The sequence below is a fragment of the Saccharopolyspora phatthalungensis genome (assembly GCF_014203395.1).
GTDB lineage: Bacteria > Actinomycetota > Actinomycetes > Mycobacteriales > Pseudonocardiaceae > Saccharopolyspora > Saccharopolyspora phatthalungensis.
In genome coordinates, this window is record NZ_JACHIW010000001.1 from 2,153,612 (window position 1) to 2,167,998 (window position 14,387).

Consider the following 14,387-nt stretch of genomic DNA (forward strand, 5'->3'; position numbering starts at 1 on the left):
GGTTGCTCGGGTTGGTCGAGCGGGCTGGGGCGGCGACCCCCTCATTGCCTCTGCCATCGTCTGCAGTGGGAGATGAGGCGATGGCAGTGGTCACCACGGCGCGGCGCATCCGGTGGTCCCAACGGGTCCGCTTGGAGCGGCTCAACGTTGGCGATGTCGAGGGACTGGTGGCGTCGTACGAACGCGACGTGGTCCTAGTCGTACAGGTCGTCAGGACCGTCGGCCACCGGCAGATCCGCGCGTCGAGGGAGGGCTCGTGCCGGCCGAGTCCCAGTTCGAACCCGTGAAACGCAGCCCGGGATCGGAACGGCTACCGAGCGCTCGCCGCAGTGCGGTTGGCCGGTGGCTGTGTGACCGTCGAAGCGGCTCCGTCGGCAGCGGGACGGTACTGACTTCGGGTGATCGACCAGCCCAACGCGCTCTGCTCGGAATGTGCTGACTGACCCGCGAGGTTTCTCTCCGTCTTGATCGGCGGGTCAAGAAGATCATCGGGTGCGCGGTTATGAGCTCTGGTCTGAGCCCGGCTCCCCGCACCTGCTTGCGGCCACCGGCATCTTCCACCACACTGCTAGCGGCGGGAAGAATGACCACTCTGTCGACCCCTGGGGTCTGACCTAGCTGCAGCAAAGACGGCCACGTCGGCGTTCTTCCCGCCCCAGACCGTCGCCATTCAGCACGCCCCTCGTGGGCCCGCCACGCACTGGGCGTGGCCCAGTTCCTCATACCGGGCTCAATGGTCTGGTTGGCGTCGTGATTCGCGAAGCTCCACTGAATACGGTCGCGGTGTAACCGATGCCGAGTTACGCGGTGATCTCCGCCCGCCGGACCTCAACACCGGCGAGAAGACGACACTGTTGGCCTTCCTCGTTGGGATGCTGACGCCCAACCGACCGCGGACGAGTCGGCCGAGGACCTGCTCGACGCCTGACCGGGAAGCAGTGCGGCGGTCCAACTCGGTCGCGGAAGCCTGCACCGACCTCGACGCGCCCGGCGCTCGATCGCTCCGCGAAACGCCGCCGTCGTCGATGCGTTGGGTGTTGGTGCACGTGATCGAGGAAACCGCTGTCAACCGCTCGCCACGCTGACAATGTCGGCGAAAACCCGCCGTTGGTCTTCGTTTTCGCTCGGGATCCTTTGGACCGCCCCGGCCCGTGCATCTGGAACGAAAAGGTCGTCCGCTACTCGCTCTTCGATGGCGGCGTGCCCGGCGCGCCGGTACAGCGGATTCATGGCCGAGGTGGAGCGCCTGGAAACCGCCGAGCCCGCGGGCGCTTCGACCACCTGCCGCTGGTGGTGGAAACAGCCCACGCAGGTCCCACGCTGGTGGGCATCCACCGCGACAGGTCTTGCCGGAGGGCCCGTTGGAGCACGCGGCATGCCCCAGGTTCGTCGGGCTGGGACTGCATTGGCACACCGTGCCGCTGATCCGCACCACGCAGCTGCACATCCGCGGCGTCCGAGATATCCCGCGACGTCGTTCAACACCTCGTTGGTGGGAACCGAGATCGGCACCACCCAGGAAGCCCCGTGGCGGGACCTGGCGATCGCCGAGATCAACAGGTCTGCGCTGTTCTCGTTCGACTCCGCGTGTCACGGTCATCGACCGCCGCACCGAGGCGTCGCACCTGTTTGCTCCGCTGGGGTCCGGACCGCGATGCGCTGCCGCCCGGCCGATGTTCGCCGTCACTAGGGAAGCGGCCCAGCGCGAATGGTGGGGAATACCCCGCGGCTTCCAGTGCCCCGGGCCGGCCCGCCTCCGGTGTGACGTGCTGTCGAGCATAAACCGCCGTCGTCTGGCACCAGTGTTCTGTGCGGACTGACTTGCGATCGCTGCGCGCTGTCATCCGCGGCGCGGCGCCGGGCCGGCGAGAGCCGGTCCAGGGCGTCCGGGAGAACCGAGCTGGCCGACATGAGCAGCAGCACGGCGACGGCGGTGACGGCACCGATAGCGGAAAGCACGTTGATGAACAATTCTGACCTCCCTGGGTTTTCCTTTCTGACAGGGCAATCTTCGCGTTCCGCACGGGTGTTGGGGATCGGTCTTCTGGTCGGCCCGGATGGCCATCCGGCCAATCTCGCGCGGGGCCGGATTGGCCGATCGGTCGCTGCCAGCTGCCCGTGGGCTGCACTGCCGCTATTCGTCTGTGATGGGCTCGGTGCTGATCCGGCGCAGCATCGGGCCGCTGCTGAAGGCGGCGAGTACCGCGCCCGCCACGCCGATCACGACCGGGGCGAATATCCAGCCGTTGATCACAACGGTGGCTTTTTCGCCGACCAGCGTCAGCATCCCGACACCGATCCCGATGCCGCCCGCTCCGGCGCCCATCGTCGCGACCAGCGCGGGTAACGCCGCCGCCTCGGTCCGCAGTGCGCGGTCCACCATGCGCACCGGGGCACCTGCGGCGATCAATGCGCCGAAGGTGCGCCGCCGATCGACCACGGATGAAGCGGCGGTGATGGCCGCGCTGCTTCCCGCGAGCAGTGCGGCGAGCGCCAGGCCGATTCCGGTCACCCGTTTGAGATCGCCCAATATCATCTGCCGCTCGCCCAGCCACAGCTCGCGGCTTTCGAAGCTATTCCCGGGCAGCGACACGGCGAGCGCAGTGCGCACCTTTTCCCGGTCGGCGTCCGTCGCCGGGTTTACCGCCAATGTCGACTCGCCGAGGTTGGCGAGCTCGGGCACCAATGCGGGGTCGATCAGCACCGAATCACCCAGCTCCGGTTCCTGACTGCCGAGTGGGCGCCTCACAACCCCGTCCGGTAACCCCAGCTTCGGTGGCTCGGCGTCGGATCCTCCCATCGAGTAGGGCTGGACCTGCATGCCCGAAGTCGGTATCCGCGTGGCTGGATCTGCCCGAATGGCCGGTGGGCCCGCGCATACGCCGACCGCCATTCGGGTCACCGCCGCAGCGTCCGGACAACTGATCACCAATCCGGGAAATGTCTCGACGTCGGGGCTGCCCAGGGTGACTCGTTCGGCCCTGGCGACGGCGGCGTTAGCGCCGTTGCGTGTGAGTTCGTCGGACATGCGTTTCTGCTGAACGGCCGCGTGCGCGGCCGGTACGTCCAGGTACAGCACGGAATCCTTGAAGGACCGGCCGCCGCCCGCGAAGGACTCGAAGCTGGGCAGCATTGTCATCGCCATCGACCCGACGAACACCGCGAGGACGATGCCGGATACTGACCGATAGGCAGCCCTCGGATCGCTTTGCAATCGTCGACCCGCGAACAACATCGCCGGCCGCCGCCACACGGCGGCGAACAATTTGCCTAGCGCGCCGGTCAGCCACGGCCCAACGATCGAGGCCGACAGCAGTACCGCGGCGAGCGACGCGAGCAGCAACGTGACGCCACCGGTCTCCATGGCCACCGCGAGTCCACAAGCGAAGAGCGCTGCCACCGCGACCAGACAGCAGTACCTCACCGGGGCCGGGGAAGCGCGGCGCGCCGCCGGTCGGTACCCGATCGCCGGAGACGTCGAGCCGGACGATCGGATCGTTCTGGATGTAATCCCGGCTCGCCACCGAAACCGCACCCGAGGGATCGACGGCGCCGTGCTGCCACATCGCCCGGTCCATCCTGGCCTGCGTCGCGTTCGGCAGGGTTGCCAGAAACAGGATCAGCGCCGTGGCGACCGCGACCCCGGCCGCGGTAAGCACGGCCGAACGGCGGCTGCGGGAGTCCACTCGCAACACCCGCAGCGCCAATCGCACGGGGTTCATCCGATCATCACCCCGCCGACGATCATGCCGTCGCGGATCTCCACGATCCGTGCCGCCTTGGCGGCAAGCTCCCGGTCGTGCGTCACGATGACCACCGCCGCCTCAGTGTCCGCGGCGGCGGCGAACAGTGCCTGCGTGGTCTCGGCCGCGGTGCGGGTGTCCAGCGAGCCGGTCGGCTCGTCGGCGAAGATCACCTTGGGTCGGTGAGCAAGGGCCCGCGCGATCGCGACCCGTTGTGCCTGACCGCCAGAAAGCTGGCCGGGCAACCGGTTTTCCAGTCCGCCGAGGCCGAGCCGGCCCAACCACTCCCGCGCACCAGCCAGCGCCTGCGTGCGGTCGGCCCCGGCCAGCAGCAGCGGCAGCGCGGTGTTCTCCGCCGCGGTCAACTCGCCGACCAGCAGGCCCTGCTGGAAGATGAAGCCGAACTCGTGCCGGCGCAGCGCGCTGCGCTTGGCCTCGCCGAGCTGGTCGATGCGGTGTCCGTCCAGCGTTACCTCGCCCTCGTCCGGACGCAGGATCCCGGCCAACACGTGCAGCAGCGTCGTCTTCCCAGAGCCGGATGGTCCGACGATCGCCAGCACTTCGCCGGTGCGGATGTTCAGGTCTACGCCAGCTAGTGCCCGGTCAGCGCCGTACGTCTTGACCAGCCCGCGCCCCATCAGGAATGGTTTTCCCGGCCGCCGGTCGACAGTAGAAGCCGACATCTTTCGTCCTCCTGCTCGTTTCGCGCCGCGTGTGCCGTTTCGCAGGTGCGTGCCCGTGCTCGCAGTCACTAGGGCGCTTCGTCCGTGGCTGTTCCGGGCGGCTGCGGTCAGATCGCGATGTCCCTGCCTGATGCGGGACCGTTCGATACGAGATTGGCGACCGACGGCCATTTCCGGATCGGCCTGCGGGCTGCTGATCGATAAGGCGAGGTCGGCCGATCGGCCAGGGCTTTCAAACCCATTGGCCGGGGTGATCGAATCGGGACCCGGGCTACGGTCGTACCGTGAGCAGTTTCGCGCCGTATTCCGAGACCGAAGCCGCAGACCCCTGGTGGCGGCGGGTCGGCGCCTTGCTGCGCGAACAGTGGATCTTCGCGTCGCTGCTCGGACTGATCTGGTGCGGGGACACGCTGCTGCTGTTCTCGGAAGGCGGCAAACGCCTGCTGATGATTCCGGGTGTCGCCATGATGGCGGTGCTGGGGATCTTCGGCCGCCGCCATCCGGTCGGCTGCGGGCTCGCCGCGCTCGCCGTGCTCGGCGGCAACACAGCAGTGGCGTGGGTGGTGAATGCGGACCTCTACTCGGCCGGCTTGGAGAGCATCCTGCCGACCGAGAACCTGGTGGGTCTGCTGCTGGTGCTGTACCTCTTCCGGCTGCACCCGTTGCGTAAAGCCGTTCCGGTCACCGCGTTGCTGGTGGTGGCGTGCCTCGCCGCCGTGGTGATCCGTAACCGGGTGTCGATCGTCTACCCGCCACCCGGGATCGAGCAGACGATGAGCTTCGGCTTCCTGCAACTGGTGTTGGCGGTGGGCACCGGCCGCTACCTGCGCGGACGGCCGAGCCGGGACGACTGGCAGGACAGCCCGTTGCGCGCGCTGTTGCGTCGGCAGTGGCCGGTGATCGCAGCGTTGAGCATCCTGCTTTTCCTGGAATTTTCGAAGAGCAGCGACCTCTCGTCGATCGCGCTGGTGGTCGTGCTGCTGTGCGGCCTGGCGCTGTCGGTGCTCGCGGTGTTCGGGCCCATCCGGCCGATCGAGGCGGCCGGGTTCGGGGCAGTGGCGCTGGTGCTGACGACGATCGTGATGCGGGTGCTGGGGATCGCGAACAGCGGCGACGGCCTGCTCGGACCGGTTCCGCTGGCGGCGACCGGGGCGGGCATGCTGCTGTTGACTTTCGCGGTTCGCCACGCCGAGCCGATGCGTGCGGTGTGGGCCGGTGCGGCGCTGGTCGGTGCCGCGTTGTTCGCGCTTTTCTTGACCCCGGTGGACACCGGCGGTTCCCGCACGTACAACGATCCGAGCGACTACCTCCAACCCGTTTTCATGGGCGGGCTGCTGCTGGTGATCTCGGTCGGCACCGGAATGTACTTCCGCGCGCGGGACGAAGAACGCGCGAAGTCTGTGCGCAGCGCCGTGACGGATGCTCAGCAGGCCGAACGGATGGCGCTGGCGCGGGAGCTGCACGACGTGGTGGCGCACCACGTCACCGGCATCGTGGTGCAGGCGCAGGCCGCGCAGATGGTCGCGACGAAGAACCCGAAGGCGGCCACCGACGCGCTGGCGCGCATCGCCGACAGCGGCACCGAAGCGCTGACCGCGATGCGGCGGCTGGTGGCCAGCATGCGCGGCGCCGAGCCCGCCGGTGCCTCGGAGGCGACCGAGCAGGCGACCACCGATCTTGAAGCGGACTTGGAAGCCGTCGTGGCGGCGACCCAGCGCCTCGCCGGTGACCACTCCGGGTCCCCGACAGTGAGCCTGCGCGTAGATGTCGGCCGGGAGATCCCACCCGAGGTCGCCCGCTCCGCTCTCCGCGTGGTGCAGGAATCCCTGACCAATGCGGAAAAGCACGCGCTCGACGCCAGTTACATCCAGATCGACGTGCACGCCGACCTGACGAACCTGCACACGCGTATCACCGATGACGGCACGGCGATACGCCGCCAACCGGTTGGTGGCTCGGGCGGATACGGTCTGGTCGGGATGCGCGAGCGGATCGAGCTGCTCGGCGGCCGGTTTCGGGCCGGTCCGGGCAAGCACGTCGGCTGGCGCGTCGAAGCGGTGCTGCCGTTGGCGGAACAGAATGGGGAAGTGGGGCAGCGATGATCCGGGTGTTGATCGCCGACGACCAGGAGCTGGTGCGCGCCGGTTTCCGGATGATCCTGGAGTCCCAGGACGACATCGAGGTGGTCGCCGACGTCGCGAACGGCGTGGACGCGATCCGGGTCGCGCGCGAGCAACGGCCGGACGTGTGCCTGATGGACATCCGGATGCCGGGCATCGACGGGTTGGAAGCGACCAAGCGGCTGGCCGGTCCCGACGTCACCGACCCGGTCAAGGTGGTCGTGGTGACCACCTTCGACCTGGATGAGTACGTCGAGCGCGCGTTGCGCAACGGGGCGAGCGGCTTCCTGCTCAAGGACGCGGGTCCGACCCTGCTGCTGGAGGCGATCCGGGCTGCGGAACGCGGCGACGCGCTGGTCTCGCCCCAGATCACGGTGCGCCTACTCAAGCATTTCGCCCAGCCCAAGGTGCAGCGCCGCGCCGTGCAGGCTCCGACCGTGGAACTAACCGAACGTGAACTCGATGTCGTGCGGGCGACTGCGCGGGGCCTGACCAATGGTGAGATCGGACAGGAGCTGTTCATGTCGCTGTCCACGGTGAAGACGCACCTCGCCTCCGCGCAGGGCAAGATCAAGGCCCGAAACCGGGTAGAGACCGCGGCTTGGGCCTGGCGCAGCGGGCTGATGGACGACGAGTGATCGTGTCCGGGGCAGGCTGTGTCCTTCGTGGTGGCTAGCCATCACGAACGGTTCGTCGCGGAGATCTGGGTGAATCGTTGGCTGCGGATATCTGACGGCCGGGTACTAGGGCGGCCGGACAACGCCGGGAAAGCGCAAGCGACCTTTCCGGGTTGGCAGCCGAGATCGGTGGACCGGTGCCGGTTCGCGGATGGACATGCGGGTGTCACCAGCGAGGCCGGGTGACTGATTGCCCTAGCCGCCGTCCTGAACTACCTGAACAACTACTTCAACTGGGCCACGGTTAGTGCGAGGACATCCCGCCGGCGTCTGGGGAGCCGTCATTTGACCGGCAGGTGGGCTCGACCCGCGCAGGGACCAACACGTTCGAGTCGGCCGTCCGGCTGCGAGTGTGGCCGATCGGCCGAGGTCAACGGGCCGATCGGCCGAGGCCCGGCCGCCGGAATCCGGCGATGCTGGAGTCATGCCACGGCGGGTGCAAGACATCGTTCTCATGACAGTGCTGGCTGGTATCGCAGTATTCGCGGGGGTGATCATGGTGCTTGTTATTAGCACGGCTGGCGGCGGCTAGCCGTCGGGCAGAATGCGGGCATGTCGATCGCAACACGCCTGCACGCCCCGATTGCCCTGCCTTGCGATCCGGAGTGCTCAGTGATCCGGGACGCCGTGGTGGACGTCGACGGCGAGGGACGCATTGTGTACTGCGGGCCGCGCGCCGGGGCTCCGGACCGGACGAACGACGCGATCGTCCGGGAATGCAGCGGAATCCTGTTGCCGGGTTTGATCAATGCGCACGCGCACAGTCCGATGACGTTGCTGCGGGGGATGGGTGGTGACCTGCCGCTGCTGCGTTGGTTGCACGAGGTGATCTGGCCCGCCGAGGCACGACTGCGGCCGTCGGACGTCCATGCCGGTATGGAGCTTGGGTGCATCGAGATGCTGCGCGCCGGGGTCACGACGAGCGCCGAGATGTACTTCATGGGGGAGGCCGTCGTCGACGCCACCCTGGCGGTCGGATCTCGGGTCGTGTTCGCCTCGGCGGTGATCTCCACGCCGGCGCTGGACAAGCTCGGTGGCTGGCAGAGCATGGTCGACGGGATCAACCGGTGGATCGACGCGGACGGTGTGAGGTTCGGGCCCGGTGATCGGGTGGAGCTGGCCTACGGGCCGCACTCCGCGTACACCCTGCCACCGGAAGCGCTGCAGGCGATCGGTGAGTCCGCTCAGCAGCGTGCCGCCCTGGTCCACACGCACGTGGCGGAAACCCGTACCGAGGACGTCGATCAGCGCGAGCAGTTCGGTTCGGTGCCTGCACTGCTGGAGAAGCTCGGTGTGCTCGACGGCCGGGTGCTCGCCGCACACGGGGTGCACCTGTCGGACGACGACATCGCGTTGTTCGCGCGCCGTGGGGTGGGTGTGGCGCACTGCCCTGGCTCCAACGCGAAGCTCGCCTCGGGAACCGCGCGGTTGGTCGAGCTGCTCAACGCGGGCATTCCGGTGGGGCTGGGCACCGACGGTCCATCCAGCAACGACGATCTCGACCTGTGGGAGGAGGTGCAGCTCGCGGGACTGTTCGCGCGGACCGTGACCGGCGATGCGACGGCGCTCACCTCGCGGGCGGCGCTGCTTGCCGCGACGCGGGGCGGGGCCGAGGCGCTGCATCGGGACGACATCGGCGTTCTGGAGCCGGGTCGCTGGGCCGACATCGTGCACCTGGACGTCGACAACCCGGCGTTTGCCACCGGTTTGGACGTACCGGACGACCAAGTGCTGGCGAACGTGGTGTGGGCTGCTGGCTCACGGTGCGTCCGGGACGTCTGGGTCGCGGGTGGAGCAGTGCTACATGAGCGCGAGCCCACCCGGGTGGACCGGCGCGCAGTGCAAGCGGCGGCTCGCACGGCGGCACAGCACATCCGAGGCTGATTCCGGCGCCGAGCCGCGGCCCGCGGACGGGTTCGGTACGACACCGGTCGGCCTGGACCCAGCCCCGGCCCCGACGCCCGGACGAGGACGGCGGACCGGAGCACGATCGGCGCGGGTCAGGAGGGCCGGACCGGAGCACGATCGGCGTGGGTCAGGAGGGCCGGACCGGAGCAGGATCGGACCGGACCGGGTCAGGACGGCCGGATGACGATCTCGGTGAGGTGCGCGTCGGCGCTGGCCCGCACGGCGGACACGATTGACCCCGCCACCGACTCCGGGCGCAGGTAGTCGTCCGGCTCGAACGCCCCGCCCTCCTGGTTGCGGACGTTGCGCTGCATGTCCGTTGCCGTGCGCCCCGGGAACACCGAGGTGACCCGAACGCCGTTGGCCGCTTCCTCGGCGCGGAGCACGTCGGCGAAGGCGCGCAGGGCGAACTTGCTCGCGGCGTAGGAGCCCCAGTTCGGCTTCGCCGACAGACCGGCGCCGGAGTTGACCAGGACCACGTGGCCGTTCGCGGCGCGCAGGGCGGGCAGCAGCAGCCGCGTCAACTCGGTGACCGCGAAGAGGTTCAGCTCGAAGGTGCGCCGCCAGGAGTCGCTGGACGCGTCGGCGACCGACGCCAGCTCGATGAGGCCGGCGCTGTGCACCACCACGTTGAGCCGTTGGATGTCGGCGACCGCCCCGGCGACGGCGTCGTGATCGGTGAGTTCCACCGGCCACGGCTTGGCGCCGGGGAGCTCGTTGACGAGCTCTTGCAGCGCGGCGGTGTCGCGCCCGCCCAACAGCAGATCATGCGTGTCGGAAAGCGAGCGGGCGACGGCGGCACCGATGCCCCGTGAGGCGCCGGTGACCAGGGCGATTGGGCGTTCGGGCATGGCCACAACGTTATCGTCGGCCGGTTTCGCGCCGACGACCGGCCATCACAATCGGGTGCTACCGCTTGACCCCCTGGAGTGATGGGTCTTAGGTCACCCGAGTGAGCAGTGTCGACGCAGCCCCAGGCGAAGTCCGGAACCGGATCTTGCGGAAGGTTGCGCTCCGGTTGATGCCGTTCCTGATCTTGCTCTACTTCGTCAACTACCTGGACCGCGTGAACATCGGCTTCGCGGGCCCGAACGGAATGAACGAGGAGCTGGGGCTGACTGCGACGGTGTTCGGCTTCGCCTCGGGCATCTTCTTCATCGGTTACCTGGTGCTGGAGGTGCCGAGTAACCTCGCCCTGCATCGCTTCGGGGCCCGGAGGTGGCTCGCCCGCATCATGATCACCTGGGGCGTGTTGGCGACGGTGATGGCGTGCGTGCCGAACCCCGCCACGCTGGTCGTGTTGCGCTTCCTGCTCGGCGTGGCCGAGGCCGGGTTCTTTCCGGGCATCATCCTGTACCTGACCTACTGGTTCCCAGCGGCGCAGCGGGCCAAGGCGGTCGCGCTGTTTATGACCGCGGTCCCGGTGTCCAGCGCCGTAGGCGCCACCGTCTCCAGCGCGCTGATCAGTGCCGGGCACGGGATCTTCGGGCTGTCCGGCTGGCGGTTTATGTTCCTCGTCGAGGGCATTCCGGCGATGCTGCTGGCCGTCGCCACCTGGTTCTACCTGACCGACCGGCCATCGCAGGCGAAATGGCTGACGGCGGAGGAACGGACCTGGCTGACCGAGCAGTTGGCGGCCGAGAGCAAGCAAACCGAGTCGGTTCACGGCTGGCCGTTGCGCAAGGCGCTCACGCACCCGCGGATCCTGGCGCTGGCGTTCGTGTACTTCGGCATCGCCTACGGCCTGTACGCGCTGGGATTCTTCCTGCCCACCATCATCAAGGGTTTTGAACAGCAGTACGGCACCGACCTGTCCACGATGGAAACCGGGTTAATCACCGCGGTGCCCTACGTGATCGGCGCGGCGGCAATGGTGCTCTGGGCCGCGCACGGCGACCGGAAGCAGGAGCGGGTGTGGCACGTCGCGCTCCCGATGCTGCTCGGCGGCGCGTGTATTCCGGTCGCGCTCTACCTTGGAAATCCCTTCAGCGCGATGGTCGCGGTGACAATCTGCGCCGTCGGCGTCTGCGCCGCGCTGCCCACCTTCTGGGCGTTGCCGAGCAATTTCCTGGCGGGTGCAGCCGCGGCGGGGGGTATAGCCTTGATCAACTCACTGGGCAACATCAGCGGTTTCGCGGCGCCCTACATCACTGGGGCGCTCAAGGACGCCACCGGCTCCCAGCGGTCCGGCCTGTGGGTGATCGGCATCGTGATGGTCGCGGCGGCGCTCACCGTGATCTCGCTGCGTGCGGCACCACGAGCAAACAAGCCCGAAGGGGCCGAGTAGGGAAGCTGGTGCACCCGGCGCCCCTCCGTGGCTTGCGCGGCATGGCCGGGCGCGGGTAGGCGTGCAGCGGATATCTCGTCGAGCACAACGGGTTTCTGCTGCTGCTCGACCCCGGCTAGGCCACGCCCGGGCTGGTCCTGGTTAGCCAGGGGAATCCGGGCCACTGCGCGGAGCCCGCTGCGAGCGCGAGCGCTCGGTGAGCTCCCGCCTCCACTGCCAGTCAGGCATTGCCTGGCGCTCTCGATGCGGTTGCTGGCGCTGGTCAACTGGATGCAGGACGGCTCCCGCGATCTGCGCGAGTTCGAGGGCAGGCGCGAGGTTCGAGACGGGACCGTTCGTAGTGGACGCCAAGTCGCTGCCGCACTTTCTGCCCAACGCGAGCGGCGGCCGCCTGCGACGAGGTCCTGGACTGAAAGCGGCCCCGACCCGGACATTGGCGAGCTGGCTCGCCATGCCGAAATGTCCTGGCGGAGGCGACTTTCCCGGAACGCGTGCTACCGGAGATGTCCCGCTCCTCTCCGTCGCACGCCGACCCGGCGAATACACCGCTCGTGCCGACGTCGGCCGGCTCTCGCTGACCCACCCGTGGCCGGGCATCGAACCCCCGGCGAAGTGGTTGTAGATGGTGCGCTTCGAGACCTGCGCTTCCGCCGCGATCGCGTCCCCCTGGCTCGCCCCGGTCGAGCACCGTACTGGCTGCCGGAAACGCAACGAGGGCCCCCGGTCAAGCCGGAGGCCCCGCGCTCGCACGGCGGATCAGCGTCGGCCGATCTCACCCCCGTCCTTGCGCCAGATCGCCACGACCGACGGACGCGGCTGCGAGTTGCCGCCGTCGGGCCAGTGCGAAGCCGGGTTGTCCGCGCTCGCACCGTCGATCTCGCCGGGGTGCTGCACGCATACGGTCACCACGCGGTCCCGGATCACCGGGCCGCAGGTCTCCGCGCCGTTGGGCACCGTCAGGAACTGCTTGACCCGACCGCGCTCCGGGCCGTCCACCGGCACGGCGAACAGGCCATCGTTGCTCTTCAGCGCGTTGCCGTCGGTGGAGATCCACAGGTTGCCGTGCCGGTCGAACGCCACGTTGTCCGGGCACGAGATCGGGCTGACCTTCGACTTGTCGAATCCGCCGAAGTAGGTGCTCGGGTCATTCGGGTCGCCGCACACCAGCAGCAGGTTCCAGCGGAACTTGGTGCCGGCGGTGTCGTCGTCCATCTCCAGCACGTGGCCGTGCTTGTTGCCGACCCGCGGGTTGGCTTCGACCGCGCCGGCGTGGCCCGCCGAACCGCGGTTGGTGTTGTTGGTCAGCGCGCAGTAGATGAGACCGTTGACCGGGTTGGGCTGGATGTCCTCGGGCCGGTCCATCTTGGTCGCGCCGACCTTGTCGGCGGCGAGTCGGGTGAAGATGTAGACCTCGTCGGCGGTGAACCCGGGCACGAACGACTTCTTGCCGCTGGCCAGTGGGATCCACTCGCCGGTGCCGTCGAACTTGCCGTCGGCGGGCAGCTTGCCGGTGCCGTCGATCTCCCCCGCCGGGCTGTTGCCGGTGAACTTCGCGACGTACAGGGTGCCGTCGTCGAGCAGCGCCATGTTGTGCCGCCGGGCGAGGGCGCTGGCGCCGCGCTTCATCTTGCCGTTGGAGACGAATTTGTAGATGTAATCGAACCGCTCGTCGTCGCCGGAGTAAGCCACGACGCGGCCGTCGTCGGCGACCTGGATGGACGCCGTCTCGTGCTTGAAGCGGCCGAGGGCGGTGTGCTTGACCGGAGTCGACTGCGGGTCGTGCGGGTCGATCTCGACGATCCAGCCGAAACGGTTCACCTCGTTGGGCTCCTGGGCGACGTCCCACCGCTTGTCGAACCGCTCCCACTTGCGGGTGCTCGTGGCGCCCTTGATGCCGTAACGGTCCAGGCGCTGCTTAGCGGTCGGCTCGGTGATCGAGTCGGCGTTGCCGAAGTACTGGTTGAAGTTCTCCTCGCCGGACAGGATCGTGCCCCACGGCGTCAGGCTGCCGGAGCAGTTGTTCTGCGTGCCGAGAACGGTCCTGCCGGCCGGGTCGGCGGAGGTCTTGAGGTAGTCGCTGCCGGCCGCGGGTCCGCGCAGCTCGAACGGCGTGTTCAGGGTGATGCGGCGGTTGTACTTGCTCGGCTGCGGCTTGAGCCCGCCGCCTGCCCGCTTGACGAACACCACCGACAGGCCGTGTGCGGCCCAGGCGATGCGCACCTGCTCCTCGGTCGGGTTGTTCTCGTCGTAGCCGGGGAACATGTGCGTTTCGGTGGTGTATTCGTGGTTCACCACCAGCAGGTTCTCGTTGCCGTTGGGGTCCAGCGGGACCAACTCGGCGAAGTCGTTGTTGTAGCCGAACTGCTTCTCCTGCGCCGCCGCAGTCTGCTTGTTGAAGTCGAACGCGGGAGCACCTGGCACCACGGGGTCGCCCCAGCGAATCACGATGCCCTGCTCGTAGCCTTCGGCGGTGACCACGAGGTCCGCGGTGTTCGGGGCGACCGGGCTGAAGTCGGTGCCGGGCACGTTGCCTCGGCTCGGGCGGGCGAGCGGAGCGGGCGCGGGAGCGGCCGCCGCCGTGCCCGAGAGAGCGGCTGCACCGCCGACGGTCAGGGCGAGCACGCTCCCGGCCTTGAGCGCACCGCGGCGATTGAGCACGCTCTCGACGATGTCGCCGAAGTAGGCGTTTTCCGAGGTGTTGGGCGCTTCGTGCGCACAAGCGTTACCGCAGCGGTACTCGCAGGTCACCGAGGAACGGTTCGCGGAGTGGTGGGTAAGCAGCGGGAGCGGAATGCCCCGCCCGCTGTCCGGTCGGGAAGACAAGCGGACCTCCAGGTACTTGTTGGGATCAACCGGACATTAGGTCGATCAGGCGATGGTTCCGGTACGCGAAGATGAACAACGTTCAAACACCGCCTGCCACATCGACGCCGCGGTAGATCCGCACCCGCGCGCTTCCCGGCGGATCA

Annotated in this window: 10 protein-coding genes; 6 read left to right on the forward strand and 4 right to left on the reverse strand. The window is 68.3% G+C overall.

Features of this window, described 5'->3' with window-relative positions; genetic code table 11:
* The first annotated feature begins 80 nt into the window (after positions 1–80).
* Positions 81–287 carry a hypothetical protein gene (locus tag BJ970_RS09560; protein ID WP_184725939.1) on the forward strand — a complete coding sequence of 69 codons (207 nt, stop codon included), beginning with the start codon at positions 81–83 and terminating at the stop codon, positions 285–287.
* A 775-nt stretch (positions 288–1,062) separates the two neighbouring features.
* Positions 1,063–1,425, forward strand: coding sequence for a nitric oxide synthase oxygenase (locus BJ970_RS39935; RefSeq protein ID WP_376775115.1), 363 nt, complete (start codon positions 1,063–1,065; stop codon positions 1,423–1,425).
* Between the two features lie 709 nt (positions 1,426–2,134).
* On the opposite strand, the gene BJ970_RS09575 is transcribed toward BJ970_RS39935, so the two are convergent.
* Positions 2,135–3,370, reverse strand: coding sequence for a hypothetical protein (locus BJ970_RS09575; RefSeq protein WP_246470802.1), 1,236 nt, complete (start codon positions 3,368–3,370; stop codon positions 2,135–2,137).
* Between the two features lie 348 nt (positions 3,371–3,718).
* A complete protein-coding gene (locus tag BJ970_RS09580; RefSeq protein WP_184725942.1) occupies positions 3,719–4,426 on the reverse strand; it encodes an ABC transporter ATP-binding protein in 708 nt (235 codons plus the stop codon).
* A 284-nt stretch (positions 4,427–4,710) separates the two neighbouring features.
* On the opposite strand from BJ970_RS09580, the gene BJ970_RS09585 reads away from it, so the two are divergent.
* The 3 genes from BJ970_RS09585 (at position 4,711) to BJ970_RS09595 (ending at position 9,107) form a co-directional block, all read left to right on the forward strand.
* A complete protein-coding gene (locus BJ970_RS09585) occupies positions 4,711–6,528 on the forward strand; it encodes a sensor histidine kinase (RefSeq protein ID WP_184725943.1) in 1,818 nt (605 codons plus the stop codon).
* Positions 6,525–7,184 (forward strand): response regulator, encoded by a 660-nt coding sequence (locus BJ970_RS09590; protein ID WP_184725944.1) that lies wholly within the window; start codon positions 6,525–6,527, stop codon positions 7,182–7,184. The genes BJ970_RS09585 and BJ970_RS09590 overlap by 4 nt, the downstream gene beginning before the upstream one ends.
* Positions 7,185–7,775: 591 nt before the next feature.
* A complete protein-coding gene (locus BJ970_RS09595; RefSeq protein ID WP_184725945.1) occupies positions 7,776–9,107 on the forward strand; it encodes an amidohydrolase family protein in 1,332 nt (443 codons plus the stop codon).
* 191 nt (positions 9,108–9,298) lie between these two features.
* On the opposite strand, the gene BJ970_RS09600 is transcribed toward BJ970_RS09595, so the two are convergent.
* A complete protein-coding gene (locus tag BJ970_RS09600; protein WP_184725946.1) occupies positions 9,299–9,982 on the reverse strand; it encodes an SDR family oxidoreductase in 684 nt (227 codons plus the stop codon).
* Positions 9,983–10,152: 170 nt separating this feature from the next.
* Here BJ970_RS09600 and BJ970_RS09605 point away from each other — a divergent pair, with 170 nt between their 5' ends.
* Entirely contained in the window at positions 10,153–11,418 is a 1,266-nt protein-coding gene (locus BJ970_RS09605; protein WP_221467724.1) for an MFS transporter, read from the forward strand.
* Positions 11,419–12,174: 756 nt separating this feature from the next.
* Here the strand turns inward: BJ970_RS09605 and BJ970_RS09615 are convergent.
* On the reverse strand, positions 12,175–14,241 hold the full coding sequence (locus BJ970_RS09615; RefSeq protein WP_184725949.1) for a PhoX family protein: 2,067 nt from the start codon (positions 14,239–14,241) through the stop codon (positions 12,175–12,177).
* Between the last annotated feature and the right edge of the window lie 146 nt (positions 14,242–14,387).